The sequence below is a fragment of the Streptomyces sp. NPDC040410 genome (genome assembly GCF_055595715.1).
Genome location: NZ_JBVIVK010000019.1, coordinates 21195 through 46914, shown reverse-complemented (window position 1 = coordinate 46914; position 25720 = coordinate 21195). Strand labels below are relative to the sequence as shown.

The window sequence follows — 25720 nt, the reverse complement described above, 5'->3', positions numbered from 1 at the left end:
GTGCGCCAGTCCCGTCAGCCCCTAGACGATTTCGGTGTCAAGGGTCACGGGCCCGGCCGGGGGACCTTCGTCGAGCAGCCTGCGCAGCAGCTCGGCGAGTCTGGTCGGATACACCGTCTCATGTGCCCGGGTCAGTTCCGGGCACGTCCACCAGCGTGCTCCGGCGACGCTGCGCCGCTCCAGCTCGGTGAGGCCAGCCGCCTCGATGGCCGTCTGGGTCGTACGGGCCAGGTAGTACCACTCGTCCTGGTCCCAGCGGCGGCCGGCGAACGGGAAGGAGCACCTCCGCCGCCACAGCACCGGACCCAGCTCGACCTCGGTGATGCCGGTCTCCTCGGCGAGTTCCCTGAGCGCGGCCTCTTCACGGGTCTCGTCGCCCTCCACGCCGCCGCCGGGCGTGAACCACCAGTCGTCCGCCGGATCGTCCGGCTCATGGCCGTGCAGCAACAGGATGCGGTCCTGCGGGTCGAGCAGCACCACCCGGGCGACCCTGCGCAGCCCGCCCTGGCGGGAGTAGTCCGCGCCCTCGCCCGTCTCCGTCGCCTCAGCGGGCACCGGCGGGCTCCGTCCGTGTACGGGAGCGCCCGCCGGCCAGCCGCTTGGCGACCGGACCGTACGCGCCGCCGCCCAGGACGAGCACCGCGCCGACGACGATCAGGGCGACGATCGTACGCAGCGGTCCCGGCGAGGAGAGGGCGCCGAGCGGCTCGAAGCCGGCCGGGCGCTCCAGCATGCCGTCCATGGGCCAGACGACCGCGTCCACCCGGGCCGTGACCGCGTCACGCGACACGGTGCCCTTGGCCGCGTCGGTGAGGTGGGCCGTGGAGTCCAGCGAGCCCTGGCGCTCGTCGCCGAGCAGGAACAGTCGCCCCCTGGGCACCGTCACGGTCGGGAAGTCCGTGATCTCGGCCAGGCTCCCCTTCGGCAGATACGGTTCGTCGATCTGCTTGCCGCCGACGGTCAGCTTGCCGTCCGTGCAGCAGGCGACCGTGTCACCGCCGACGGCGACCACGCGCTTGACCACGGGGGCGTTGGTCACCCAGGTCTTGTCCGTGAAGACGACGACGTCGCCGCGGCGGACCTCTCCGCCGTCGACGCGCTGCGCCAGCACCCGGTCGCCCGCGTCGATCGTCGGGCTCATCGAACTGGTGGGCACGGTGTAGGGCCGGTAGACCACCGCTCCCCAGCCGAATCCGCCGAGGAACAGCACAAGGCCCAGCGCGACGGCCAGCCCGGACAACCGCTGCCCGGTCCGGCTGCCCACCTGGCCCCTGTCCGCGCCGCCGCTGCGCGTGGCCGTACGCGTCGTGGTCTCACCCATGGGTCCGCACCCTACCCGGCGGTACCTGACCGGGTCAGCCCTTCCACCCCGGCCAAGGTCACAAGCTCCACGAGGGATTCACTCCGGAGCCCGCCCAGCAGGACTCAGCGGATCTCAGCGGGTCTCGGCCGCGGCGATCTTCCTGCGGCGCCACAGCGCCACCGGCACCACGCCGGCCAGCGCGATCCCGTCCGGGGCGACCGTCAGCGCGGCGGCGGCCGACGACTGGTCGTTCAGACCCGGCTGGTCGAAGGTGTCCGGGACCGGCAGCGTGCCCCAGCGGTTGACCGGCCAGGCCTTCACGACGGCCCGTCCGACGACCTCGTCCACCGGGACCATGCCGTGGTGCTTGTCCGACTGGTTGTAGCGGGAGTCACGCGAGTTCTGCCGGTGGTCGCCCATGACCCAGATGTAGCCCTCGGGCACCTTCACCGAGAACTGGCCGCCCTGCTCGTCGACGCTGCACGGGGTGTTGCCCGGGAACACGTACGGCTCGCTGAGCGCCTTGCCGTTGACCTTCAGCGGGCCGGTGCCCTTGCAGGAGACGGTGTCGCCGCCGACGCCGACGACGCGCTTGATGAGGTCCTTCTCCTCCGCGGACGGCATCAGGCCGATCCAGCTGAGGAACGTCTGTACGGCGTTCGGGTTCGTCGTCGGCTCGCCCGCCAGCCAGTTGTCGGGGTCGTGGAAGACGACGACCTCGCCGCGCTCGGGCTCCGAACCGAACCAGGGGGTGAGCTTGTCGACCAGGACGCGGTCACCCTGCTGGAGGGTGTTCTGCATCGAGTCGGAGGGGATGGAGAACGCCTGCAACAGGAACGTCTTGATGAGCAGCGCGAGCACGAGCGCGATGCCGATCAGGATCGGCAGCTCCTTCCAGAAGGAGCGCGGCTTCTTCGTCCTGGGGGTGGAGGCGCCGGGCCTTTGGTCCCCGGGGCCGCTCCGCTCGTCCGTCACCGTGCCGTCCTCGCTCGTCCCGGAGTCGTCACTCCCGGACACGGCGCTGTCCGCGGCCGGGACAGCTGCTTCCACGGGACGTCCGCGGTGTTCCTCGCCGTCGTGTCCGGACCGTGCGCCGACCGCCACATCCCCCACGCCAACTCCTCACTCTGTGCCGCCGCCTGCCCCATACTCGGCGCAGGCCCACCACTCCCATAACGAGCGGGAGTTCCGCAGGGCTCGGGAGTTGGATCGTTCCGTTCAGATCCTTTGGAGCAACCCTATGCGACGGTGCGGGAGCCGCGGTCGACCCGGATACCGAGTCGGACACGGAAGCGTAGGTATTGGGCTCGTTCAGCGACGTCCAGTGGCCGAGGGGCCAGGCGATGACCATGGCGCGGCCCACCACGGAGTCCTCGGAGACCGTGCCGCCGTAGTCGGTGTTCTGGTGCGAGCGGGAGTCCGCGGAGTTGTCCCGGTGGTCGCCCATCACCCACAACCGCCCTTGGGGGACGGTGATGTCGAACTTCATTTCGGACGGGACGTTGCCGGGATAGAGGTATTCCCCCTCGTTCAGGGGAACGCCGTTGACGGTCACCCGTCCCTGCGAGTCGCAGCACTTGACGCGGTCGCCGCCGACGCCGACGACTCGCTTGATGAGGTCCTTCTCGTTGTCGGACGGCAGCAGGCCGATGAAGGTGAGGCCTTCCTTGACCTGTTTGACGACGACTGGGTCGTTCTTCTTCGTGGTGGTCTGCTCGTCCTTCAGCCAGCCGCCGGGGTCCTTGAACACGACGACGTCCCCGCGCTCTGGCTTGGAGCCGAACCACGGGGTGAACTTGTCGACCAGGACGCGGTCCCCGATCCGGATCGTCTGCTCCATGGAGCCGGACGGGATCACGAACGCCTGGACGAGGAAGGTCTTCAGGACGAGGGCGATGAGGACCGCGACGCCGACGAGGAGGGGTATCTCCTTGACCGCGCTGCGCCTGCGCCGTCGCTTGACCTTGCGCTGGAGCTTGCGCCGCTCGGCGCGCGAGCGGCCGGCGACCTGGCCGGAGGCGCGCCGGGAACCCGTGGGCAGGAGGTTGTCGGCGGCGCTGCTGGACGAACCGCGCGGTTTGCCGCGGTTACCCATGGGCACCACCGTCCGCGTTCTTCGGCGCGTCCGCCTCGGGTACGCGCGCGTAGGCGCCGGAGCGGTGCACGCGGGTCCAGTGGGCGGTGGGCCACACGATCCAGTCGGCCCGTCCGATGACGTGCCCGACGGGGATCATGCCGCCGCCCGGCGAGCCCAGGTGGTCGCGGGAGTCGCCGGAGTCGCTGCGATGGTCGCCGAGGACGAACAGCGTGCCGTCAGGCACGACGACGTCGAAGGACACCGTGGACGGCCTGTCACCGGGGTACAGGAAAGTCGACTCGTCGACCGGCCGGCCGTTCACCTGGATCCTCCCCTCCTTGTCACAGCAGACCACGTGGTCTCCCCCCACACCCACAACGCGCTTGACGTAGTCCGCGTGCCCGAAGTAGCCGGTGCCGTCGAACACGACGACGTCGCCGCGCCGCGGCTCGGCACCGAAACGGTACGCCAACCTATTTACGAGAACGCGGTCCCCGATCCTCAATCCGGATTCCATGGATCCGCTGGGAATCTCGAATGGTTTCGCCACGAACGAGTTGAGGAGCAGCAAAAACAGCAGGCAGATCAGCATGGTCAGGCTGATCCGGCCGCCGGGGACCCGGTCGGTGATCCACGCCACCCACGCAAAACGCGACCGTCCCTCCTGTCCCCCTGGGTCCGAGATCGCCTCGGAGCCGGAGGGGCGGGAGGAGCGGTCGCGCTCCGTCGGCTGTGCTTCGGTGTCCATCGGGGCCAGATGCTATCCGGCCCCGCTTCGAACCCCTTCGCGAGATCAGTTCTCGCGCTTCTCCTTGATCTTCGCAGCCTTGCCGCGCAGCTCGCGCAGGTAGTACAGCTTGGCGCGACGCACGTCACCGCGGGTGACGAGCTCGATCTTCTCGACGATCGGGGTGTGCACCGGGAAGGTGCGCTCGACGCCGACGGAGAACGAGACCTTGCGGACCGTGAAGGTCTCGCGGACACCGGCGCCCTGACGGCGGATGACCACGCCCTTGAACTGCTGCACACGGGAGCGGTTGCCCTCGATGACGCGCACGTGGACGTTGACGGTGTCACCCGGGCGGAAGGCCGGGATGTCGCTGCGCAGCGACGCGGAGTCGACGGAGTCGAGCAGGTGAGACATTTCGTCTGCTTTCTTCGCTGATGCCACAGGTCATCAACGGGAACTAGATGTACCGGATGAGAGCCGTGCGCGTCGGGGCGGGCGTCATGTCCCCCTGTGGCAGGGGCGCACACCGGACGGCGCACAACAGCGGCCTATTCTTCCACGCCCTCTGCCCTGCGCCAAAATCGGCCGTGCGGCTCCCCCTCGGGGTCCGGCGCCCAGCCCAGGATGGAGAGCATTTCGCGGTCCTTCTTGTCGAAGGCCTTGGGGTCGCAACGCTCGATGAGGTCGGGCCGGTTGGCCGTGGTGCGCCTCAGGGCCTCGTCACGGCGCCAGCGGGCGATCTTGCCGTGGTGCCCGCTGAGCAGCACCTCCGGGATCTCCCGCCCGCGCCACCGGGGCGGCTTCGTGTAGACGGGCCCCTCCAGCAGGCTGGCCATGGCTCCGGGAGCGAACGAGTCGTCCCGGTGGGACTCGGCATTGCCGAGGACGCCGGGCAGCAGCCGCGCCACAGCCTCGGTGACGACCAGCACGGCCGCCTCGCCGCCGGCCAGGACGTAGTCGCCGATGGACACCTCGTAGACGGGTATCCGGGTCCCGTACTCGTCGATGACGCGGCGGTCGATGCCCTCGTAGCGGGCCGGTGTGAAGATCAGCCAGGGGCGCCCGGAGAGCTCGACGGCCAGTTCCTGGGTGAAGGGGCGGCCGCTGGGGGTGGGCACGATGAGCGCCGGCGCGTGCGAGCCCGTCTCGTAGCCGTCGGCGAGGACGGAGTCGAGGGCGTCACCCCAGGGGTCGGTCTTCATGACCATGCCCGGGCCGCCGCCGTACGGGGTGTCGTCGACCGTGTTGTGCCGGTCGTACGTCCAGGACCGCAGATCGTGCACGCGCACCTTCAGCTGTCCACGCGCGCGTGCCTTGCCGACGAGGGAGACGTTCAGGGGCTCCAGGTACTCGGGGAAGATCGTGACGACGTCGAGCCGCATCACGCCTCGTCCCGTGAGGAGGCGATCTCCGCCCGGTCGTCGATCAGTCCGGGCGGCGGGTCGATGACCGCCCGCTGCTCCTGGAGGTCGATCTCGGTGACGATCTCCTCGACGAACGGGATCATCACCTCGCTGCCGTCGGGCCGCTCGACGATGAACAGGTCCTGGGAGGGCAGGTGCGAGATCTCGGTGATCCGTCCGACCTCCATGCCGTCCTTGGTCACGACGTCGAGGTCCATCAGCTGGTGGTCGTAGTACTCGTCCTCGTCCTCGGGCAGCTCGTCCGGGTCGACGTCCGCGATGAGGAGGGTGTTGCGCAGGGCCTCGGCACCGTTGCGCTCGGTGACTCCCTCGAAGCGCAGGAGCAGCCGGCCGCTGTGCACGCGGCCGGTCTCGATGGTGAGCGGTCCGGCCGATGCGGGCTCGGTGGCCAGTACGGCGCCGGGCGCGAGCCGCAGTTCCGGCTCGTCGGTACGTACCTCGACGGTGACCTCGCCTTTGATGCCGTGGGCGCGGCCGATCCGTGCGACTACCAGCTGCACTGTGCTTGCTCTCCTGTCGTGTGCCCTACGGCATTGGTTCGTGGACGACTACGGGCCGGGGACGGCCCTGTGGCCCTCCCCGGCCCGAGCCGGTGCTGCGTTTGGCGTCAGCGGACGTGGTCCACGTCGACGAGGTCGACGCGGACACCGCGGCCGCCGATGGCGCCCACGACGGTGCGCAGGGCGCGTGCGGTACGGCCGTTGCGGCCGATCACCTTGCCGAGGTCGTCGGGGTGGACCCGGACCTCGAGCACACGCCCGCGGCGCAGGTTGCGCGAGGCGACCTGCACATCGTCAGGGTTGTCGACGATGCCCTTCACGAGGTGCTCGAGAGCCTCCTCGAGCATGCTCAGGCCTCGGTCGGCGCAGACGCAGAGGACTCGGCGGAAGCCTCGTCCTTCTTCTCAGCCTTCTTCTTCTGGGTGATGGCCTCACCCTTGCCCTGGTCGTCGCCACCGAGAGCCTCGAACGACGGGCGCGCGGCCTTCGGGGCCGGCTGCAGCAGCGGAGCCGGGGCGGGCTCGCCCTTGAACTTCTGCCAGTCGCCGGTCTTCTTCAGGATGGCGAGCACGGGCTCGGTCGGCTGGGCGCCGACGGAGAGCCAGTACGCCACGCGATCGGCGTTGACCTCGATGCGCGAGGGGTTCTGCACCGGGTGGTACAGACCGATCTCCTCGATGGCCCGGCCGTCACGGCGGGTACGGGAGTCGGCGACGACGATGCGGTAGTGAGGCGAACGGATCTTGCCCAGACGCTTCAGCTTGATCTTGACTGCCACGGGAGTGGGTTCTCCTGGATTTGACGTGGTTGGGCACGGCGAGATGGCCGCGTGGGGTTGCGGTACCCGAGTGCCCGATGGACGCGTCAGCCGGAGGAGAGAGGGGTCCTGTGCGGCTGTCGAGTACAGCTAGCCATTGTGCCACACCCGGCGGGTCGCTTCAGACCGAGGGTGTTTGCAGCCGGGCAGGCGGAATCGGCACCCGGCGCAGGCATCACCCTACGTCGGGTGCGCGACCCGGGGGCACGACAGCTGGCTGGTACGGCTGCCACGAGCAGCCGTCGCCTCAGCTTGCCGCCGCGCCCACGACCTCCGGGATACGGAACGGCTTTCCGCAGCCGCCGCACACGATCGGCGCCTGGGCCAGTACGGACGGGACGACCCGTACGTTTCGGCCGCAGTCGCAGACCGCCTTCACGCGGACGCCTCCGCCGGAGGAGCCGTGGCGGGCGGCCGGGCCGCGGAACGAGCGGGTCGTGTCCGCCGCGGTCGCGGCCGTGTGCGCCTTGAGGGCGCGCTGGAGGCGGTCGATCGTCGGACGGTAGCGTCGCTTCGCCTCGGGGTTGAGCGTGACCAGCGAGAAGCCGCTGCTGGGGTGCGGTTCCTCGGGGTGGTCCAGGCCCAGCTCCTCGGCGATCGCGAGAAATCTGCGGTTGTGGTAGCGGCCGGCACGGGACGTGTCGCGTACACCGCGCGCGGCGGCGATGCCATGGACTGCCTCGTGAAGCAGCCGCTCGAAGGAGAGCTCGTGCCCGCAGGCGGACGAGGACTCTCCGATCAGAGACTCGGGCGCGGCAAGATCGGGCAGATCGGGGTGGTACCGCTGGATGTCGGCCCACGCCTGTGCCAGCTCTGCGGCGAGTACAGGTGGTGTCTGTGTCGTGCTCACGTAATGACAACGAGCCGGAGTGCCTCTGTGTTCCGATTCCGGGGCATCCCAAATAATTTGCACGTACCCGTCAGTTGCCGCTGATGTGTCCTGACGAGGGCGGGTGCGCTGATCTGCGGAGAAGCCTCACAGGTCATAACAATGTGGTGCGTAGTCTGACGTACGGCCCGGCGCGTAGACGATGTCCACACGCCGGGGCACCTGTGGTCCGCGCGTGCGCAAGAGGCGTTTAGGCCGCTCTCCCACCGGGGGGCGCTACTTCAGTAAGCGCGCGAGACGGTCGCGACGTTACTGGGGGTGTCGCCGTCGTCCGGCACCGACCCTCTTCGAGGCCCGCCGAAAGCATCGTCACCAAGGAGTCCGGGGACACCGGCGCCCTCGCCGCCCGGGATGCGGCGGGCCAGCGTCGCCGTGCCGTTGGGCCAGGTGACTGGGTCCGGTCTCGATGCGGACGGGCACGCCTTTGAGCTCCGAGTCGACCGCGCGACGCCCGAACGGGGTGCCCGTTATCACCTCGCGGCGTGACGACTGACTTCCCGGGCTGGTACCAGGATCTGATCAACAACGCCGAGGCGCCTCCGCCATGGGCGCGATGCTACGGGCCCAAGTTGCCGGAATGTGAAATCTCGCCACAGGCCCGCCTCACCCGCAAGCAGGGGCTCACGACCCCTGGACGCCGGGTCGAGGGCGGAGTTATCTGGCATACGGGGGGAGTGCTAGCGCACGTCACGGGGGCCACGGAAACGGGCACAGCGGCAACTCTCGGCGGATTGGGGCGCTTTCCTATGACACCTACGCTCGTGCGGCACCAGCTGTCTCCCGCGGGATCCACTCCCCGCGTGGACCGGTGGGCACGCGCGCGTGACTGGTCGGAGATCCAGGAACGGATGCTGGTTCCGCTCTACGAGGCCGTCTACGAGCGGCTGGAAGCGGGCCCCCGTACGCGGCTGCTCGGCCTCGGCTGCGGCAGCGGGCTCGCCCTCCTGATGGCGGCCTCCAGAGGCGCCGCGGTCACCGGTGTCGAGCCCTCCTCCCCCGAGCGGCTGGCCCTCGCGCGGGAGCGGCTGCTCCCGGAGGCGTGGGGCACGCGCGCGCGTGCGGACACCCGGCTCGTGGACGGTTCGCCCGGGGACGCGGCCGACGCGGAGACGCCCGCGTACACCCTGGTGACCGCCTTCGAGCCCATCGGGTGCCTAGCTGGCGACTCGGAGGGCCTCGCTGAGCTGCTCGCCGCGGCGACGCCGCTCGCCGGGCGCGGGGCGGCGGTGGTGCTGGCAGGCTGGGGCCCGCCGGAACGCTGCGCCACGTCGGCCGTGCTGCGTGTCGCCAAGAAGCTCGCGGACCCGCTGCGCGGTACGGGGAGCTGGCGCCCCGCTCTGCGTGACGACCTGGAGGAGGTCGCCCAGCGGGCCGGCCTCAAGCCGGACGGCTCCGGTCGCGTCGCCTGCCCCTTCGGGTACGCGGATGTCGACAGCGCCGTACGCGGACTGCTGTCGACAGGGCTCTTCGACGCGGCGATCTCGGCGACGGACCGGGCGCAGGTGGACAAGGAGGTGACGGAGGCGCTGCATCCGTATCGGCGCCAGGACGGGACGGTGTGGATGCCGAACGTGTTCCGGTACCTGATCGCGCGCACGCCGTAGCGGCCTGCCCGTCCGAGACGGGGCTGTGGCGTGTCCGGCGGATCAAGCCGCAGGTCCGCCGGACGGGTTCTCAGGCGTCCGCGTCCTTCGTCACCCGTGTGATCCCCGCGATGCGGTAGGCGTCCGCCTCCTCCAGCGTCTCGTTCTCCAGCAGAGCCTCGGTCAGGGCGTCCAGCGTGCCCCGGTGGTCGCGGAGTTTGCGGCAGGCCTCCTCGTAGCACTCGTCGACGATCCGGCGCATCTCGGCGTCGATCACGTCCAGCGTCTGCGGGGCGGCCGAGAGGCCGTAGGCCTGCTGGGCGTCGCTCGGCAGCGCCGACAGCCGGCCCACGCGCTCGCTCATGCCCCAGCGGGCCACCATCCCGCGCGCGATGTTGGTGACCTGTTCGAGGTCGCTCTCCGCGCCCGTGGTGATGACCCCGTAGACCACCTGTTCCGCCGCCATCCCGCCCAGGGCGCCGATGATGCGGCCGCGCAGATACTCCTCCGAGTGCGCGTACCGCTCCACCTCGGGGGTCGACATAGTCACCCCGAGCGCCCGGCCGCGCGGGACGATGGTGACCTTGCGGACGGGGTCGGCGCCCGGCTGAAGCATGCCGAGGAGGGCGTGCCCGCTCTCGTGGTACGCGGTGCGACGGCGGTCCTCCTCGGGCATCACGAGGGTGCGTTCGGCACCCAGCTGCACCTTCTCCAGCGCCTCGGACAGGTCCGGCTGGGTCACCGTCTCCTGTTTGCGCTTGACCGCGAGCAGAGCGGCCTCGTTGGCGAGATTGGCCAGATCCGCACCTGTCATGCCCGGGGTCCTGCGAGCCATCTGGGCCAGGTCCACGTCCTCGGCGAGCGGGATCTCACGGGTGTGGATCTTCAGGATCGCCTCGCGCCCGGCCCGGTCGGGCGGGGAGACGTTGACCACCCGGTCGAATCGGCCGGGCCGGGTCAGCGCCGGGTCCAGGATGTCGGCGCGGTTCGTCGCCGCGACGACGACCACGCCCTCCGAGCCGGAGAAGCCGTCCATCTCGGTGAGGATCTGGTTCAGCGTCTGTTCGCGCTCGTCGTGGCCGCTCACCGACGGGCCGCCGCCCCGCTGCCGGCCGATCGTGTCGATCTCGTCGATGAAGATGATCGACGGCGCCACCTTGCGGGCCTCGGCGAACAGCTCGCGGACGCGGGAGGCGCCGACGCCGACGATCATCTCGATGAACTCGGAGGCGGAGGCTGAGAAGAACGGCACGCCCGCCTCGCCCGCGACCGCTCGTGCCAGCAGGGTCTTGCCGGTGCCGGGCGCACCCGCGAGGAGCACACCGCGGGGCATCTTCGCGCCCATCCTGCGGTAGGCGTCGGGGTGCTCCAGGAAGTCGACGACGTCGTCCAGCTCGCCCTTGACCTCGTCGATGCCGGCCACGTCCGCGAACGTCGTGCGCTCGGTGCCCGGCCGCAACTCGACCGGCTTGGGCGGCGCCTTGCGGCCGAACATGCCGCCCGCACCGCCGAGGCCCGCACCGATCCGCCGGGCGAAGAAGATCCACACCGCGACCAGGAGCACGATCGGGATCAAGGAGATCAGCAGATTGGCCAGGAAGCTGCGCTCCTGCACGACCGGCCGCGCGGTCACCGTGACGTCGTGGCTGCTCAGGTTCTGCCAGAGCCTGTCGTCCGCGAAGGCCGGGCGCTGCGTCTTGAACTTGGTGTATTCGCCGCTGCCGTCGGGATCGTCCCGCGGGCTCTTGAGCTGGCCCTGGATCGCGTCGCCCTTGGAATAGATCTTGGAGACGTTGCCGGCGTCGATCTGCCTGCTGAACTCCGTGTACGAGATCGTCGGCTCGCTGCCCTTGCCGAGGTAGTTCAGCCCGATGTAGGCCAGCAGGAAGACGATCACCGCGGTGACGGCCAGGCCCCACCATCTGCCACGCATTCTTCTGCCCTCGGGCCGCCGGGGCGGCTCGTCCGGGGTGCCCTCGGTGCGCCACGGCTGATCAGGTGCCTTGCGGGGCGGCGCGGCATTGCTCATACATGGACGTTACGGCACACAGCGGGCCACGGCACGCAGTGAGGGCGCCCCCTTGGAGAGAGGGCGCCCTCACTGTCGTACGGCTCAGGTGCGCGTCAGCCCATGAACTTCTTGAACTCGTCCGGCAGCTCGAAGTCCTGAGGCGCCTGTTGCCCCGGCACGCCGAAGGCGTTGCCGCCCTGGGCCGCGGCCGCGCGGCGCGCGGCCTCCTCCTGCTCCTGCTGCTTGCGCTTCATCGGGTTGCCGGAGCGCTGCTTGCCCTTGGCCTGCTTCTGCTGCTTCTTCTGCCGGCCGGGACCACCGCCCATGCCCGGCATCCCGGGCATCCCCGGCATGCCGCCGCCCTGGGCCATGCGGGACATCATCTTGCGGGCCTCGAAGAACCGCTCGACCAGGTTCTTCACGGCGCTGACCTCGACACCGGAACCCTTGGCGATACGGGCACGGCGCGAGCCGTTGATGATCGTCGGCTCCTGGCGCTCGCCCGGGGTCATCGACTTGATGATCGCGGCCGTGCGGTCGACGTCTCGCTCGTCGAGGTTGTTGATCTGGTCCTTGATCTGGCCCATGCCCGGGAGCATGCCGAGCAGCTTGCTGATGCTGCCCATCTTCCGGACCTGCTCCATCTGGGCCAGGAAGTCGTCCAGGGTGAAGTCCTGGCCCTTCTTGGACGCCAGCTTGGAGGCCATCTTCTGGGCCTCTTCCTGGCTGAACGTCTTCTCCGCCTGCTCGATCAGGGTGAGCAGGTCACCCATGTCGAGGATGCGGGAGGCCATCCGGTCGGGGTGGAAGGCGTCGAAGTCGTCGAGCTTCTCGCCGTTCGACGCGAACATGATCGGCTTGCCGGTGATCTGGCGGATCGACAGGGCCGCACCACCGCGGGCGTCACCGTCGAGCTTGGACAGGACCACACCGTCGAAGCCGACGCCGTCGCGGAAGGCCTCGGCCGTGTTGACCGCGTCCTGACCGATCATCGCATCGACGACGAACAGGATCTCGTCCGGCGAGACCGCGTCCCGGATGTCCGCGGCCTGCTGCATCATCTCCTGGTCGATACCGAGGCGGCCGGCGGTGTCCACGATCACGATGTCGTGGACCTTCGCCCTGGCGTGGTCGATGGAGTCCTTGGCGACCTTGACCGGGTCGCCCACGCCGTTGCCCGGCTCGGGCGCGTAGACGGCCACGCCCGCGCGCTCGGCGACCACGCTGAGCTGGTTCACGGCGTTCGGGCGCTGGAGGTCGGCGGCGACCAGGAGCGGCGAGTGACCCTGCTCCCCCAGCCACCGCCCGAGCTTGCCCGCGAGGGTGGTCTTACCGGCACCCTGCAGACCCGCCAGCATGATCACGGTCGGCGGCTGCTTGGCGAAGCGCAGGCGCCGGGTCTCACCGCCGAGGATCGTGACGAGTTCCTCGTTGACGATCTTGAGGACCTGCTGGGCGGGATTCAGCGCCCGCGAGACGTCGGCGCCGAGCGCGCGTTCCTTGACGTTCTTGATGAACGTACGCACGACGGGCAGGGCGACGTCCGCTTCGAGGAGGGCGATACGGATCTCGCGCGCCGTGGCGTCGATGTCCGCCTCGCTCAAGCGCCCCTTGCCGCGCAAGTTCTTGAAGGTCGCTGAAAGGCGATCGGAGAGAGTATCGAACACGGCGGCGTCGGTCCTCGGAGTCGGGGGCAGTGTGAGCGTCTTCCAGAGTATCCGGCCCTGCAAGAGAATCGTCCCCGCCCGCGGTACGGAGCGGGCGGCGGCGCAAGCCCCGCGTCGGCGGGGAGCAGCCGGGCCCCGTTGCGCGGCACGGGTCCACGGCCGGATCACCCCCGCACCGGCGGGGACCACGTCCGGCCGAACGCGCGAGCGCGGGCAAGGTCACTCCCGTAGCGTCTCTTCCAGCTTCCTTGCCGCCGATGCCGCCTCGTCGCCCGCCAGGGGCACGCCCTCGGCGGTCGTCACGTAGAAGGCATCGACCGCGTTGGAACCCAGCGTGCTGACGTGCATGCTCCGCACCCGTACGTTCAGGTCGTCCAGCGCCCGCCCGATCCGGTGCAGCAGGCCGGGGGCGTCGTGGGCGCGGACCTCGATCACCGTCGCCAGCCGGGAGGCGGCCGGCGCGACCGTCACCCGCGGAGGGGGCGCGACGACGCCCCGGCGGCGCGGATACGCGGCGTCCCGCTCGGCGAGGCGGCCGGCGATGTCCAGGGTGCCGTCGAGGGCCCGCACCAGATCGGCACGCAGCCTCGCGGCCTGCGGAAGGGAGCCGTACTCGGCGGCGACCCGCCAGTTCAGCAGCAGCACGGAGCCCTCGACGCCGTCCGGCAGGTCCAGCGCACGCAGTTCGGCCGTGCGGACCGTCAGGCGGTGCAGGGCGAGGACGCCGGCCACGGCGGGCAGCACACCCGCCTGGTCCCGTACGGCGATGAGCAGCTCCACGCCGAGGGGCTCCGGATCACCGGACGGCTGCTCCTCCACCGGCGGCTCGGCCTGGGCGCGCAGGCTCAGCACCGGGCTGCCCGTCGCGACCGCTTCGATGGCGAGCCGCTCCTGCTCCGCGGTGGGCGCGGCAGCCTCGGGCTCGACGGGGTCGTCCCCGGCGAGCACCGCGGCGACCCGCTTCACCAGGTCGTTGACGAGGGACCCGCGCCATGAGGACCAGGCGGCAGGCCCGGTGGCCAGCGCGTCCGCCTCGGTCAGGGCGTGCAGCAGTTCGAGGGTGCTCTGCGTGCCGACCGCCTCCGCGACCGACCGCACGGTGGCGGGGTCTTCCAGGTCGCGCCGGGTGGCCGTCTCGACGAGCAGCAGGTGATGGCGTACGAGGCCGGCGAGCACGGCCACGTCCGCGCGGTCGAAGCCGATACGCGCGGCCACGTCCTTGGCGATGATCTCCCCGGCCACCGAGTGGTCGCCGGGCCAGCCCTTGCCGATGTCGTGCAGCAGCGCGGCGACCAGGAGGAGGTCGGGCCGGCTGACGCGGCGGGTCAGTTCGGCTGCCCGGACGGCGGTCTCGATGAGGTGCCGGTCGACGGTCCAGAGGTGGACGGCGTTGCGCTGCGGGCGGCAGCGCACCCGCTCCCAGTCGGGCAGCAGCCGCGTGATCAGGCTTTCCGCCTCCAGCGCCTCCCAGACCTCGATGGTGGGGCGGCCGGAGCCGAGCAGCGTCACGAGCTGCTCGCGCGCCTCCGCGGGCCAGGGCGTGGGCAGGGGGCGCGCGGTGGCCGCCATGCGCCGCACGGCGTGCAGGGAGAGCGGAAGGCCGGCCTGGGCGGCGGCCGCCGCGGCGCGCAGCGGAAGTACGGGGTCGCGTTCGGGGCGCGCGGCGCGGGCGAGCACCACCTCGCCGTCCTGCTCCACCACCCCTTCGGCCAGCGGGGAGCGCTCGGCGACGGGCTTGCCGCCCCCGAGCATGGCGCGCAGACGCGGCCGCACTGAGCGCGACCGCAGCACGCGCCCCACTTCGCGCCAGGTGACATCACTCGCATACGAAATGAGGCGCGCCGCTTCGTAAACCTGCCGCAGGAGCGTGTCGGCGTCGAGGAGGCCGAGCTCGGCGGCGACCTGGTCCTGTTCCTGCAGGGAGAGCCGGTCGGTCGCGCGCCCCGTCGTCAGGTGCAGCGCGTCGCGGACGTCCAGCAGCCGGCGCCGGGCGTCGTCGAGGCCCTCGCGCGGGGCGTCGGCCAGCCAGGAGGCGGCGACCGCGCGCAGCGCGGTGGCGTCACGGAGGCCGCCGCGGGCCTCCTTGAGGTCGGGTTCCAGGAGGTACTGCAGCTCACCCTGGCGCTCGGCGCGCTCGGCGCACAGCTCCTGGAGTTCGGGGAGACGTTTCGGCGCCTGGTTGCGCCAGTCGGCGAGCACGGCCGTGCGCAGTCCTGCGGTGAGGCCGAGGTCGCCCGCGAGATGGCGGGCGTCGAGCAGGCCGAGCTGGACCTTGAGATCCTCGGCGGCGGTCTTGCGGGCCTCGGCGGGCGTACGGACCGAGTGGTCCAGGGCGAGGCCGAGATCCCAGACGGGGTACCAGAGGCGGTCGGCGAGGGCGGCGACCGTGTCGGAGTCGCTGCCGTCGTGCAGCAGCAGAAGGTCCAGGTCGCTGCGGGGGGACAGCTCGCCGCGACCGTAACCGCCGACGGCGACGAGGGACGCGCCGCGCAGCCCCGGGGCGGCCGCGTCGAACAGGCCGGAGAGCCAGTCGTCGGTCAGTTCGCTGAGGGCGGCACGGCGCGGCGGCCCGGACCGCGCCTCCTCGTGGAGGAGGCGCAGCCGGGCCGCCGCGTAGCCGCTGGGTCCCGAGTCCTCTGCTTCCTTGCTCACGTCCGTACTCGTCACCCAGCGACTCCTGTCCTTCTTCTGAATGTCAGAGCGCGTCCGGGCCGCGCTCGCCGGTCCGGACCCGTACGGCCGTCTCGACCGGCAGGGACCAGACCTTGCCGTCACCGATCTTGCCGGTACGGGCGGCCTTGACGATGACGTCGATCAGCTGCTCGGCGTCGTCGTCCTCGGCCAGCACCTCGATGCGGATCTTGGGGACCAGGTCCACGGTGTACTCGGCACCGCGGTAGACCTCGGTGTGGCCCCGCTGACGACCGTAGCCGCTCGCCTCGGTGACCGTCAGGCCGTGGACTCCGAAGGCCTGGAGGGCCTCCTTGATCTCGTCGAGCCGGTGGGGCTTGACGACGGCGGTGATGAGCTTCATGCGTCCACCTTCTTGCTCGCAGCGTCGGCGACCGGGGCCGGTACGGCGGTCCGGGCGGCACCGCCGCCGGCGCCGCTGAAGTCGTATGCCGTCTCGGCGTGCTCGGCCTGGTCGATGCCGGCCACCTCCTCGTCCTCGGAGACCCGCATGCCGATCGTCTTGTCGATCAGGAAGGCGAGGATCGCGGAGGCGACGAGCGAGTAGGCGAGGACCGCGAAGACACCGGCGCACTGCTTCCAGAACTGGGTCAGGCCGCCGCCGTAGAAGAGGCCCTCGACCGTGGACTGGCCCTTGCCGCTGGCGAAGAAGCCGATCAGCAGGGAGCCGACGACACCGCCGACCAAGTGGACGCCGACGACGTCGAGCGAGTCGTCGTAGCCGAGCTTGTACTTCAGGCCGACGGCCATGGCGCACAGCAGACCGGCGATGGCGCCGACGGCGATCGCGCCGAGCGGGGAGACCGCACCACCGGACGGGGTGATGGCGACCAGACCGGCGACCGCACCGGAGGCGGCGCCCAGCGTGGTGAACGCGCCGTGGCGGATCTTCTCGTAGATGAGCCAGGCCAGCATGGCGGCCGCGGTGGCGATCTGCGTGTTGACGAACATCAGCGCGCCGACACCGTCGTCGTTGCCGAGCCACGAACCGGCGTTGAACCCGAACCAGCCGAACCACAGCAGACCGGCACCGAGCATGACCAGCGGGAGGCTGTGCGGACGCATCGGGTCCTTCTTGAAGCCGACGCGCTTGCCGATGACCAGGATCACGCCGAGCGCCGCGGCACCGGCGTTGATGTGCACCGCCGTACCACCGGCGAAGTCGATGACACCGAGCTCGAAGGCCCAGCCGCCGGTGCCCCAGACCCAGTGGGCGACCGGGAAGTAGACGATCGTGGCCCACAGGGCGACGAACAGCGACCATGCCGTGAACTTCACGCGGTCCGCGAGGGCACCGCTTATCAGGGCGGGCGTGATGATCGCGAACATCAGCTGGAAGACCATGAACACGAAGACCGGGATGGTGTATCCGGGCCACAGTTCCGTCAGCCCGATGTTGCTGAGGCCCACCCAGTCGGAGGTCCAGCCGATGACGCTGCCGGAGTCCGTACCGAAGGCAAGGGAGAAGCCGTACAGCACCCAAAGGATGGTGACGATCCCCATACTGATGAAGCTCATCATCAGCATGTTGAGGGTGCTCTTGACGCGGACCATGCCTCCGTAGAAGAAGGCGAGACCCGGAGTCATGATCAGCACCAGGGCGGAACAGATGAGCATGAAGCCCGTGTTGGCGGCAGACAGCTTGGGTGCTTCTGCGGCGAGTGTGATGGCTGGTGCCATCGGCGTCTCCTCGTCGTTGGTACGGCCCCGTGCGGGCGAAGCCTGAGCGGATTGAGGGGTGGGCCGGTTATGCGCCACGAGATTGACGCAGCGCCGTTTCGGTGGAAGCCCCTCGTTGTTTCGCCGCCGTGACGAAGGCGCCTGCTGTGTTACGCGTCGATGAACTGGCGGATATCGCCCGCGTCGATCGTTATCGTGGCGCAACCTTCGAAGAGGGAAGGGATCCGGCCGCGGGCGGCCTTCCGATGACCTGGCATGGGGGAGCCGAGTCGGGCAGTTCGGGAGGGCCGGCCGCGGCCGGGGTTCATTGGGTTCAGACCGCTTCCGCGGCCTCGGGCAGCTCTGCGGCGAGCTTCTCGGTCAGGTCCACGACCTCGGCGAGGTCCCCGAAATCGCGTACGGCCGTGTCGACCGTTTTTCGGATACGAGTGGTGACGCGCTCGGAGCGGACCTTCTTGGCGATCCGCATGGCTTCGGTGGCCGGCACCGCGCTCCGCTCGGGCTCGCGCTGCAGCAGGTGCACCGTGGCCATGCCGATCAGGTTCAGTGCGTACGACCGCTGGTGCTCGTCGTCCTTGGCGAAGAGGTCGACCGCCCGCTGCATGAGGGGCTCGGCGAGGGAGGCGTACGTGGGGCTGCGGCCTGCGACGTAGGCCAGGTCGCGGTAGGAGTGGGAGTTCTCGCCGTACAGCTCGGCCTCGGAGAAGAAGCGGATCCAGTCGGGGTCCGGCTCGTCCCACTCGTCGGTGTCGGCGAAGGTGTCCTCGGCCATCCGGACCGCCCGCTTGCACTTGCCGGGCTGCCCCATGTTGGCGTACGCGCGCGCCTCCATCGCATACAGCATGGACTGGGTGCGCGGACTCGCGCAGTCCCGGCTGCCGTACTGCGCGAGGTGGACCAGCTCCAGGGCGTCGTCGGGCCGCCCCAGGTGGATCATCTGGCGGCTCATGCTGGAGAGGATGTACGACCCGAGCGGCTTGTCGCCCGCCTCCTTGGCGGCGTGCAGGGCGAGGACGAAGTACTTCTGCGCGGTGGGCTGCAGCCCGACGTCGTACGACATCCAGCCCGCCAGCTCGGCGAGCTCCGCGGCGACCTTGAACAGCTTGCGCGTGGTGGCCTCGGGCTGGGGTTCCTGGAGGAGGTCCGTCACCTCGTGCAGCTGGCCGACGACCGCCTTGCGGCGCAGGCCGCCGCCGCACTGGGCGTCCCACTGACGGAACATCACGGTGGTGGACTCGAGGAGCTCCAGCTCCGGCCGGGACAGCCGGCCGCCGCGGCGGTTGGCCGCCGGTTCGGGCTCCGGCCGCGGGGCGGCCGGCGTGGGCACGAGCCAGCGCTGCATCGGCTCGATGAGGGACGGGCCGGCGGACAGGACGAGCGAGGTCCCGAGGAAGCCGCGCCGCGCCAGCATCAGGTCGCTGCGCGAGAACTCGCTGAGCAGGGCCACCGTCTGCGGGCCCGTCCAGGGCAGGTCGACGCCGGACACGGACGGTGACTGGCGGGTGGCGCGCAGGCCGAGGTCCTCCACGGAGACCACACAGCCGAACCGCTCGGAGAACAGCTCGGACAGGATCCTGGGGATCGGTTCGCGGGGATTCTCGCCGTCCAGCCAGCGGCGTACGCGGGAGGTGTCCGTGGAAATGTGGTTGGCCCCCAACTGGCGGGCCCTGCGGTTCACTTGGCGGGCGAGTTCACCCTTGGACCAGCCGCTGCGCACGAACCACGAGGTGAGCAACTCGTTGGGGCGCTTGTCAGCCTGCGCGGCGTTTCCAGAACTCGATCCGCTTCCGCCGTTGCCGCCCACTGGAACGCCCCCATCCCTGAGACCACTTGTCACTGAGTGCGCCAAGCCCTATCAGAATGCCGGTAAATGCGTCCTCCCGTCCGGTAGTTGTCACCCTTCGAGCGGAAAGCCGACTTGCCTCCGGCATACCCACGAGCGCATGTGCCCCCACGGCTCGTGCACTCAAAGTAATCCCACGATCACGCGCCCAGCCATGGCGAACCCTGAAACGCCACCATTCGCCACCCCTTCGAATGAACTCGCGGTGGCCTGCGCGCGATTCACTTGACACAGGACGCGACGAGAGTGGGCGGAGCGGTGCACTCGGGGGCGCGCGAGGACGGGCACACCACCCGGGACGCTTCCGAGCGCCACATACACCGGAAATGGTGACACAGAGTCACACTTCGCGTTCGTCTCGTAACCACCGGCGCGCTGGACCCGTTGGAGGGGGCATGGGCTTCACGATCGGCGGCATTCGGGAGATCCGCCCCGGCTCGCGTCGGCGCGGGCGCTCCTCGGAGTGCACCGCCGTCGCCGAGTTCACCGGACTGTGGGGCTGGGACGTCGTGCCGGGTGCGCGGGCCGCGGCGGGCGCCTGCTCGTGCGGGCACGCCGACTGCCCCGCCCCGGGCGCCCATCCGCTCGACTTCGCGCCCCGCGTCCCGGCCGGGGCCACGCTCGACGAAGTGACCAAGGCGTGGGCCGAGTCTCCCGGGGCCTCGGTGATGCTGCCGGTCGGGCGGTCGTTCGACGTGATCGAGGTCGCCGAGCCCGCCGGGCGCCGCGCCCTGGTCCGGCTCGAACGCATGGGCATCCCCCTCGGCCCGGTGACCGCGACCCCGGAGGGCCGCGCCCAGTTCTTCGTCGCGCCCGGCGCCGCCGCCGGCCTTCCCGAGCTGCTCTACCGCATGGGGTGGGACGACCCGGCCTCCCTCGACCTGCACGGCCTCGGCCCCGGTACGTCCATCACGGCCCCGCCCTCCGACCGCGGCGGCCTGGGCCCGGTCCGCTGGCTGCGTTCCCCGGCCCTGGACTCCGCGACGAAGCCACCGGCGGCACGACTGCTGCTGGGAACGCTGGCCTACGTGGCGCACCGGTCACGGGCGTAGGACCACGGCGTACACAGCGAAGCGCCCGACCCCAACTGCACCTTGGGGGCGGGCGCTTCTTCTCTCGCCGATCCCGAATCGGGAGGTGCCGGCAGTTGCCGAATTCGGCAGGTGTCTACTCGCCGATAAGGGCGTCAACGAACGCCTCCGGCTCGAACGGCGCCAGATCGTCCGCACCCTCGCCGAGCCCGACCAGCTTGACCGGCACGCCCAGCTCGCGCTGGACCGCGACCACGATGCCGCCCTTGGCCGTACCGTCCAGCTTGGTGAGCACGATGCCGGTGATGTCGACGACCTCGGCGAAGACGCGGGCCTGCACCAGACCGTTCTGCCCCGTCGTCGCGTCGAGGACGAGCAGCACCTCGTCGAGCGGCGCGTGCTTCTCCACCACTCGCTTGACCTTGCCGAGCTCGTCCATGAGCCCGGTCTTGGTGTGCAGCCGGCCGGCGGTGTCGATGAGCACGACGTCCATGCCCATCTCCTTGCCCTCCTTGACCGCGTCGAAGGCGACGGAGGCCGGGTCGCCGCCCTCCGGTCCGCGCACGGTGTAGGCGCCGACCCGCTCGCCCCAGGTCTGCAGCTGGTCGGCTGCGGCGGCGCGGAAGGTGTCGGCGGCACCGAGGACAACGGTGCGGCCGTCCGCCACGAGGACGCGGGCGAGCTTGCCGGTGGTGGTGGTCTTGCCGGTGCCGTTGACGCCGACGACCATCACGATGCCGGGCTTGCTGGTCTCGGGCTCGGTCCTGACCGTGCGGTCGAAGCCGGTGCCGACCAGCTTGAGCAGCTCCTCGCGCAGCAGCGCGCGCAGCCCCTCGGGTGTGCGGGTGCCGAGCACCTTCACGCGCTCGCGCAGCCCTTCGACCAGCTCCTGGGTGGGCTGCACGCCGACGTCGGCGGTGAGCAGCGTGTCCTCGATCTCCTCCCAGGTCTCCTCGTCGAGGTGCTCGCGCGACAGGAGCGTGAGCAGCCCCTTGCCGAGCGCGTTCTGGGAGCGGGAGAGCCGGGTACGGAGGCGTACGAGGCGCCCGGCCGTCGGCTCGGGGACCTCGATCTCGGGAATCTCGAGTTCGGGGGCGGCAGGGGGCTCCGCGACGGCCGTGGGGGCCGAGCCGTCCGGTAGGTCCACCTCCTCTATCGTCCGGCGCGGTTCGTCGCGCGGCGTCTCGGCCTCGTCGCCGACGTGCGGCTCGGCCGGAGGGGCGGTGATGTCGGGCGCGGCGGGGGGCGGCGGAGGCAGCGGCTTCTTGCGCCGGCTGCCGACGATGAGCCCGCCGAGCGCGCCGAGCACGACCACGGCGATGACTACAGCAAGGATGACGGTTTCCATAACAGCTCCAGTATGGCGTGACCTGCCCGCGCGGCCTTTCTTCGTCCGCGCGGGGATGTCCGCCCGGCATTCGAACGCTTGACCGACTGAACGCCGCCGCGGCCGTCTGGTGCTCCGTCAGTCGACGACCTCCCGCACATCCGTCCGGCGAAGGAGGACCTGGCAGGCACGTCACGGTCGTACGTTTCAACCTCGTCGAGCCCGACGCCACTGCCGCCTCGTTCGCGGCCGTCGCCGTTCGCCTTCGCGGGAGCGGTCTTCGGGGCCACCCGGCACCTCGCGGTCACCGTCTCGGCGGTCATCGGCCCGCTGCACGACGCCCTGCGGCTCGCCGAGGACATCGCCGTACTCGATCTGCTCAGCGGCAGGCGGCAGGCGGCAGGCGACAGGCGACAGGCGACAGGCGACAGGCGACAGGCGACAGGCGACAGGCGACAGGCGACAGGCGACAGGCGACAGGCGACAGGCGACAGGCGACGGTAGCCGGTATCGGGTACCGGCGGGGGTCAGCGAAGTCGCTGGCTGATGACCTTCGACACCCCGTCGCCCTGCATGGAGACGCCGTACAGCGCGTCGGCGACCTCCATCGTGCGCTTCTGGTGCGTGATCACGATCAGCTGCGAGGCCTCCTGCAGCTCCTGCATGATGCGGATGAGCCGCTGCAGGTTCGTGTCGTCGAGCGCCGCCTCGACCTCGTCCATGACGTAGAAGGGGCTGGGCCGGGCCTTGAAGATCGACACCAGCATCGCGACGGCCGTCAGCGACCGCTCACCGCCGGAGAGCAGCGACAGCCGCTTGACCTTCTTGCCCGGCGGGCGCGCCTCGACGTCCACGCCCGTGGTCAGCATGTTGTCGGGGTCGGTCAGCACGAGCCGCCCCTCCCCGCCGGGGAACAGCCGGCTGAAGACGCCCTCGAACTCACGGGCCGTGTCCCGGTAGGCCTCGGTGAAGACCTGCTCGACCCGCTCGTCGACCTCCTTGACGACCTGCAGCAGGTCGGCGCGGGTCTTCTTCAGGTCTTCCAGCTGCTCGCTGAGGAACTTGTGCCGTTCCTCCAGCGCCGCGAACTCCTCCAGGGCGAGCGGGTTGACCTTGCCGAGCTGCTGGTAGGCACGCTCGGCCGCCTTCAGCCGCTTCTCCTGCTCAGCCCGGACGAACGGCCTGGGCTGGTTGCGCGGGTGCTCGGGGTCCTCCGGCAGCACCTCGCCCTCGGCGGGCGGGGAGGGCGGCACCAACTCGTGCGGGCCGTACTCGGAGACGAGTCCGGCCGGCTCCACGCCGAGCTCTTCCAGCGCCCTGGTCTCCAACTGCTCCATCCGCAGCCGCTTCTCGGCGCCGAGCACCTCGCCGCGGTGCACCGAGTCCGTCAGCTTGTCGAGTTCGGCCTTGAGGTCGCGCCCGGTGCCGCGGGCGGCGGTCAGCTCCTGCTCGCGCCGGGCCTTGGCGGTCTCCGCGGCGGCCCGCTCCTCATCCGCCCGGCCGAGCGACACCTCGACGTGCGCGAGCAACTGGCGAGCGCCGGAGGCGACGGCCTCCGCCACGGCCGCCTCGTGCCGCATCCGGGCCCTCCGCTGTTCGGCACGCGCGCGTGCCTCGCGTTCCGCGCGCGCGGCCCGGTCCAGCGAGTCGGCCCGCCCGGCAAGCCCCTTGACCCGCTCCTCGTGCGTACGGACCTGGAGGCGCGCCTCCATCTCGGTCTGCCGCGCATTGGCCCCGTCGGCGGCGAGACGATCCCGTACCGACGTGTCGGGCTCCTCCTCGACCGGCAGCTCCTCGGCGACGGCAAGCCGCTCGGCGAGTTCCTCGACTTCCTCTACGGCCCTGTCGAGCGCTTCCTGCGCCCGTACGGCCGCCGCGGTGGACCGCTCGGCCTCGCCGGCGGCGCCCCGCGCCTGACCAGCGAGCCGGCCGAGCTGCTGGGCGACGGCCGACTTCTCACGGTCGGCGGCCCGGCGCCGCTCCCCCAGCTCCTCGACGAGCGCGGCACACGCCTTGCGCAGGTCGCCGGCCGCGTGTTGCGCCTCCGTGAGCTCCTCACACCGCACCGCCAGCTCCTCCAGCTCGGCGGCGGCCTCGTCGACGGAGGCCTGCACCTCCAGCAGACTGGGCGCCCCGGCGGACCCGCCGTGTGCGAAGTGGGCGCCCAGCAGATCGCCTTCGGCCGTGACGGCGGTGAGGTCGGGCCGCGCGTAGACGAGGTCCTCCGCGTCCTCGAGGGTGCCGACGACGACGATCCCGCGCAGCAGCCGTCGTACGGCGGGCATGAGGTCCGAGGGGCCGCGGACGAGGTCGGCGGCGTACGGCGGCCCGTCGCCCCGCGGCTGGTGAGGTGCGTCTTGGGGGGCTCCGCTCAACAGCAGTGCCGCCCGCCCCGCGTCCTGCTTGCGCAGCAGCCGGATGGCGTCGGCGGCGGCCGACGGTGTGGACACGGCGAGGGCGTCCGCGGCGGCACCGAAGGCGGCGGCGAGGGCTGCCTCGTGGCCCGGGGCCACGGTCAACAGCTCCGCGGCCGGGCCCAGCAGGCCGGTGAGCCGGTCCGTCGCCCCGAGCAGCGCCCCGGTTCCGTCCTTGCGGCGCAGGCCCAGGGCGAGGGCCTCGTGACGGGCCTGGGTCGCGGCCCTGCTGCGCTCCGCCGCGGTGGCCGCCTCGCGGGCGGCGGTGAGGGCGGCCTCCGCCTCGGCGAGCCGCTGCTTCGCCGCCTCGTGCTGTCCGGCGAGTTCGGCGTCGCCGGCATCGAGGCCGTCGACCTCCGCCTTGAGTGCCTCGTACTCCTCCTGGGCGGCGACGGCCCGCTCCTGTGCCTCGTCGCGAGCGGTGGCCAGGCGGTCGATCTCGGCCTGGGCGGAGGCGGCGCGTGAACGGGCCGCGTTGACCTGGCCGTTCAGCCGGGCCAGGCCCTCCCGGCGGTCGGCGATGGCGCGGGCGACGTCCTTCAGGCGCCGTTCTTCGAGGGCGAGTTCGCGTTCCAGGTCGGCGCGGTGGGCGACCGTGTCCTCCAGCGCCCGCTCGGCCGCCTCCAGGGCCGCTTCGAGCTCGGCCTCCTGCTCCCGGATCCGGGCGGCCTCGCGCTCCATGTCCTCGGGGTCGCGCCCGCGCCGCTCCTCCGGGGGCGCGGAGGTGGCGCTCTTCACGCGCGCGTCGGCCAACGAGACCGTGCCGCGCACCCGTTCGGCGAGCTGGGAGAGCTCGTACCAGGTCTGCTGGGCGCGCTGGAGGCGCGGCGTGAGCTGCCGTACCTCGTCCTCCAGGAGCGCCTCGCGCTGGAGGGCCTTCTTCAGCTCCTGCTCGGCGGTTTCCTTGCGTTCCTTGAGTGCGGCCTCGTCGGCGATCTCGGCCCTGAGCGCCTCCCGGAGCCGTACGAGGTCGTCGGCGAGCAGGCGCAGGCGCGCGTCGCGGAGGTCCGCCTGGATCACCGCGGCCCGGCGGGCGACCGCCGCCTGACGGCCCAGCGGCTTGAGCTGGCGGCGCAGTTCGTCCGTCAGGTCCTGCACGCGCGCGAGGTTGGCCTGCATCGCGTCAAGCTTCCGCAGTGCCTTCTCCTTGCGCTTGCGGTGCTTGAGGACGCCGGCCGCCTCCTCGATGAAGGCACGGCGGCCCATGGGATCGGCGTGCAGGACGGAGTCGAGCTGGCCCTGGCCGACGATGACGTGCATCTCGCGGCCGATGCCGGAGTCGGAGAGAAGTTCCTGGATGTCGAGCAGACGGCAGGTGTCGCCGTTGATCTGGTACTCGCTGCCGCCGTTGCGGAACATGATCCGCGTGATGGTGACCTCGGCGTACTCGATGGGCAGCGCCCCGTCGGAGTTGTCGATGGTCAGGGACACCTCGGCGCGGCCCAGCGGGGGGCGGCCGGTGGTGCCGGCGAAGATGACGTCCTCCATCTTGCCGCCGCGCAGCGACTTGGCGCCCTGCTCGCCCATGACCCAGCTGAGCGCGTCCACGACGTTGGACTTGCCCGAGCCGTTCGGTCCGACGACACATGTGATCCCCGGCTCGAACCGGAGTGTGGTCGCCGAGGCGAACGACTTGAACCCACGGAGGGTCAGGGCCTTGAGGTGCACGCCGCTGGACTCTACCTTCCGGGGGTGTCTCACTCCATGAACCCGCGGTTTCACCTGTGAACGTG

General features: G+C 70.9%; 21 protein-coding genes and 1 pseudogene. 3 read left to right on the top strand and 19 right to left on the bottom strand.

Annotation, left to right across the window (positions count from 1 at the left end; translation table 11 throughout):
• Positions 1 to 21 precede the first annotated feature (21 nt).
• From ACZ562_RS30220 to ACZ562_RS30170, 11 genes are all read right to left on the bottom strand, one after another.
• Entirely contained in the window at positions 22 to 555 is a 534-nt protein-coding gene (locus tag ACZ562_RS30220; protein WP_471185492.1) for an NUDIX hydrolase, read from the bottom strand.
• Positions 545 to 1321 (bottom strand): signal peptidase I, encoded by a 777-nt coding sequence (gene lepB, locus ACZ562_RS30215; RefSeq protein ID WP_471185489.1) that lies wholly within the window; start codon positions 1319 to 1321, stop codon positions 545 to 547. The genes ACZ562_RS30220 and lepB (ACZ562_RS30215) overlap by 11 nt, the downstream gene beginning before the upstream one ends.
• A 114-nt stretch (positions 1322 to 1435) precedes the next feature.
• Positions 1436 to 2416: a signal peptidase I gene (gene lepB, locus ACZ562_RS30210; RefSeq protein WP_471185487.1), complete on the bottom strand. Its 981-nt coding sequence runs from the start codon at positions 2414 to 2416 to the stop codon at positions 1436 to 1438.
• Positions 2307 to 3398, bottom strand: coding sequence for a signal peptidase I (lepB, locus tag ACZ562_RS30205; RefSeq protein ID WP_471185484.1), 1092 nt, complete (start codon positions 3396 to 3398; stop codon positions 2307 to 2309). The genes lepB (ACZ562_RS30210) and lepB (ACZ562_RS30205) overlap by 110 nt, the downstream gene beginning before the upstream one ends.
• Positions 3391 to 4128 (bottom strand): signal peptidase I, encoded by a 738-nt coding sequence (gene lepB, locus ACZ562_RS30200; RefSeq protein WP_471185482.1) that lies wholly within the window; start codon positions 4126 to 4128, stop codon positions 3391 to 3393. Before lepB (ACZ562_RS30200) ends, lepB (ACZ562_RS30205) begins: the two co-directional genes overlap by 8 nt.
• Positions 4129 to 4173: 45 nt before the next feature.
• Positions 4174 to 4524 (bottom strand): 50S ribosomal protein L19, encoded by a 351-nt coding sequence (gene rplS / locus ACZ562_RS30195; RefSeq protein WP_053848457.1) that lies wholly within the window; start codon positions 4522 to 4524, stop codon positions 4174 to 4176.
• Positions 4525 to 4658: 134 nt separating this feature from the next.
• Positions 4659 to 5492: a tRNA (guanosine(37)-N1)-methyltransferase TrmD gene (trmD, locus tag ACZ562_RS30190; protein ID WP_471185673.1), complete on the bottom strand. Its 834-nt coding sequence runs from the start codon at positions 5490 to 5492 to the stop codon at positions 4659 to 4661.
• Positions 5492 to 6034, bottom strand: a complete 543-nt coding sequence (gene rimM, locus ACZ562_RS30185) for a ribosome maturation factor RimM (RefSeq protein ID WP_471185479.1) — start codon at positions 6032 to 6034, stop codon at positions 5492 to 5494. The genes trmD and rimM overlap by 1 nt, the downstream gene beginning before the upstream one ends.
• Positions 6035 to 6141: 107 nt before the next feature.
• A complete protein-coding gene (locus ACZ562_RS30180) occupies positions 6142 to 6381 on the bottom strand; it encodes an RNA-binding protein (RefSeq protein WP_003973401.1) in 240 nt (79 codons plus the stop codon).
• Between the two features lie 2 nt (positions 6382 to 6383).
• Positions 6384 to 6812 carry a 30S ribosomal protein S16 gene (gene rpsP / locus ACZ562_RS30175; protein ID WP_471185477.1) on the bottom strand — a complete coding sequence of 143 codons (429 nt, stop codon included), beginning with the start codon at positions 6810 to 6812 and terminating at the stop codon, positions 6384 to 6386.
• Between the two features lie 286 nt (positions 6813 to 7098).
• The gene (locus ACZ562_RS30170) at positions 7099 to 7701 is read right to left on the bottom strand and encodes a hypothetical protein (RefSeq protein ID WP_471185474.1); all 603 of its coding nucleotides are present in this window, start codon (positions 7699 to 7701) and stop codon (positions 7099 to 7101) included.
• 785 nt (positions 7702 to 8486) lie between these two features.
• Here ACZ562_RS30170 and ACZ562_RS30165 point away from each other — a divergent pair.
• Positions 8487 to 9344, top strand: coding sequence for a class I SAM-dependent methyltransferase (locus tag ACZ562_RS30165; protein ID WP_471185472.1), 858 nt, complete (start codon positions 8487 to 8489; stop codon positions 9342 to 9344).
• 70 nt (positions 9345 to 9414) lie between these two features.
• Here the strand turns inward: ACZ562_RS30165 and ftsH are convergent, their stop codons facing one another.
• From ftsH to nsdA, 6 genes are all read right to left on the bottom strand, one after another.
• Positions 9415 to 11352 carry an ATP-dependent zinc metalloprotease FtsH gene (gene ftsH, locus ACZ562_RS30160; protein ID WP_471185470.1) on the bottom strand — a complete coding sequence of 646 codons (1938 nt, stop codon included), beginning with the start codon at positions 11350 to 11352 and terminating at the stop codon, positions 9415 to 9417.
• Positions 11353 to 11447: 95 nt separating this feature from the next.
• Positions 11448 to 13001 (bottom strand): signal recognition particle protein, encoded by a 1554-nt coding sequence (ffh, locus tag ACZ562_RS30155; protein WP_471185467.1) that lies wholly within the window; start codon positions 12999 to 13001, stop codon positions 11448 to 11450.
• Positions 13002 to 13220: 219 nt separating this feature from the next.
• Entirely contained in the window at positions 13221 to 15668 is a 2448-nt protein-coding gene (locus ACZ562_RS30150; RefSeq protein ID WP_471185465.1) for a [protein-PII] uridylyltransferase, read from the bottom strand.
• 28 nt (positions 15669 to 15696) lie between these two features.
• Positions 15697 to 16035, bottom strand: coding sequence for a P-II family nitrogen regulator (locus tag ACZ562_RS30145; RefSeq protein ID WP_003997576.1), 339 nt, complete (start codon positions 16033 to 16035; stop codon positions 15697 to 15699).
• Positions 16032 to 17372, bottom strand: coding sequence for an ammonium transporter (locus ACZ562_RS30140; protein WP_471185463.1), 1341 nt, complete (start codon positions 17370 to 17372; stop codon positions 16032 to 16034). Before ACZ562_RS30140 ends, ACZ562_RS30145 begins: the two co-directional genes overlap by 4 nt.
• A gap of 313 nt (positions 17373 to 17685) precedes the next feature.
• Complete coding sequence (gene nsdA, locus ACZ562_RS30135; RefSeq protein WP_471185460.1) at positions 17686 to 19176, bottom strand: transcriptional repressor NsdA; 1491 nt, start codon at positions 19174 to 19176, stop codon at positions 17686 to 17688.
• A gap of 434 nt (positions 19177 to 19610) precedes the next feature.
• On the opposite strand from nsdA, the gene ACZ562_RS30130 reads away from it, so the two are divergent.
• A complete protein-coding gene (locus tag ACZ562_RS30130; protein WP_471185458.1) occupies positions 19611 to 20267 on the top strand; it encodes a bifunctional DNA primase/polymerase in 657 nt (218 codons plus the stop codon).
• Positions 20268 to 20382: 115 nt separating this feature from the next.
• Here ACZ562_RS30130 and ftsY read toward each other — a convergent pair whose 3' ends face one another.
• Positions 20383 to 21594 (bottom strand): signal recognition particle-docking protein FtsY, encoded by a 1212-nt coding sequence (gene ftsY / locus ACZ562_RS30125; RefSeq protein ID WP_471185456.1) that lies wholly within the window; start codon positions 21592 to 21594, stop codon positions 20383 to 20385.
• 228 nt (positions 21595 to 21822) lie between these two features.
• Between ftsY and ACZ562_RS30120 the strand changes: the two are divergent.
• Positions 21823 to 21966 (top strand): annotated as a pseudogene (locus tag ACZ562_RS30120) (LLM class flavin-dependent oxidoreductase); the annotation flags it as partial.
• A 134-nt stretch (positions 21967 to 22100) separates the two neighbouring features.
• On the opposite strand, the gene smc reads toward ACZ562_RS30120, so the two are convergent.
• A complete protein-coding gene (smc, locus tag ACZ562_RS30115; RefSeq protein ID WP_471185453.1) occupies positions 22101 to 25655 on the bottom strand; it encodes a chromosome segregation protein SMC in 3555 nt (1184 codons plus the stop codon).
• Positions 25656 to 25720: the final 65 nt, after the last annotated feature.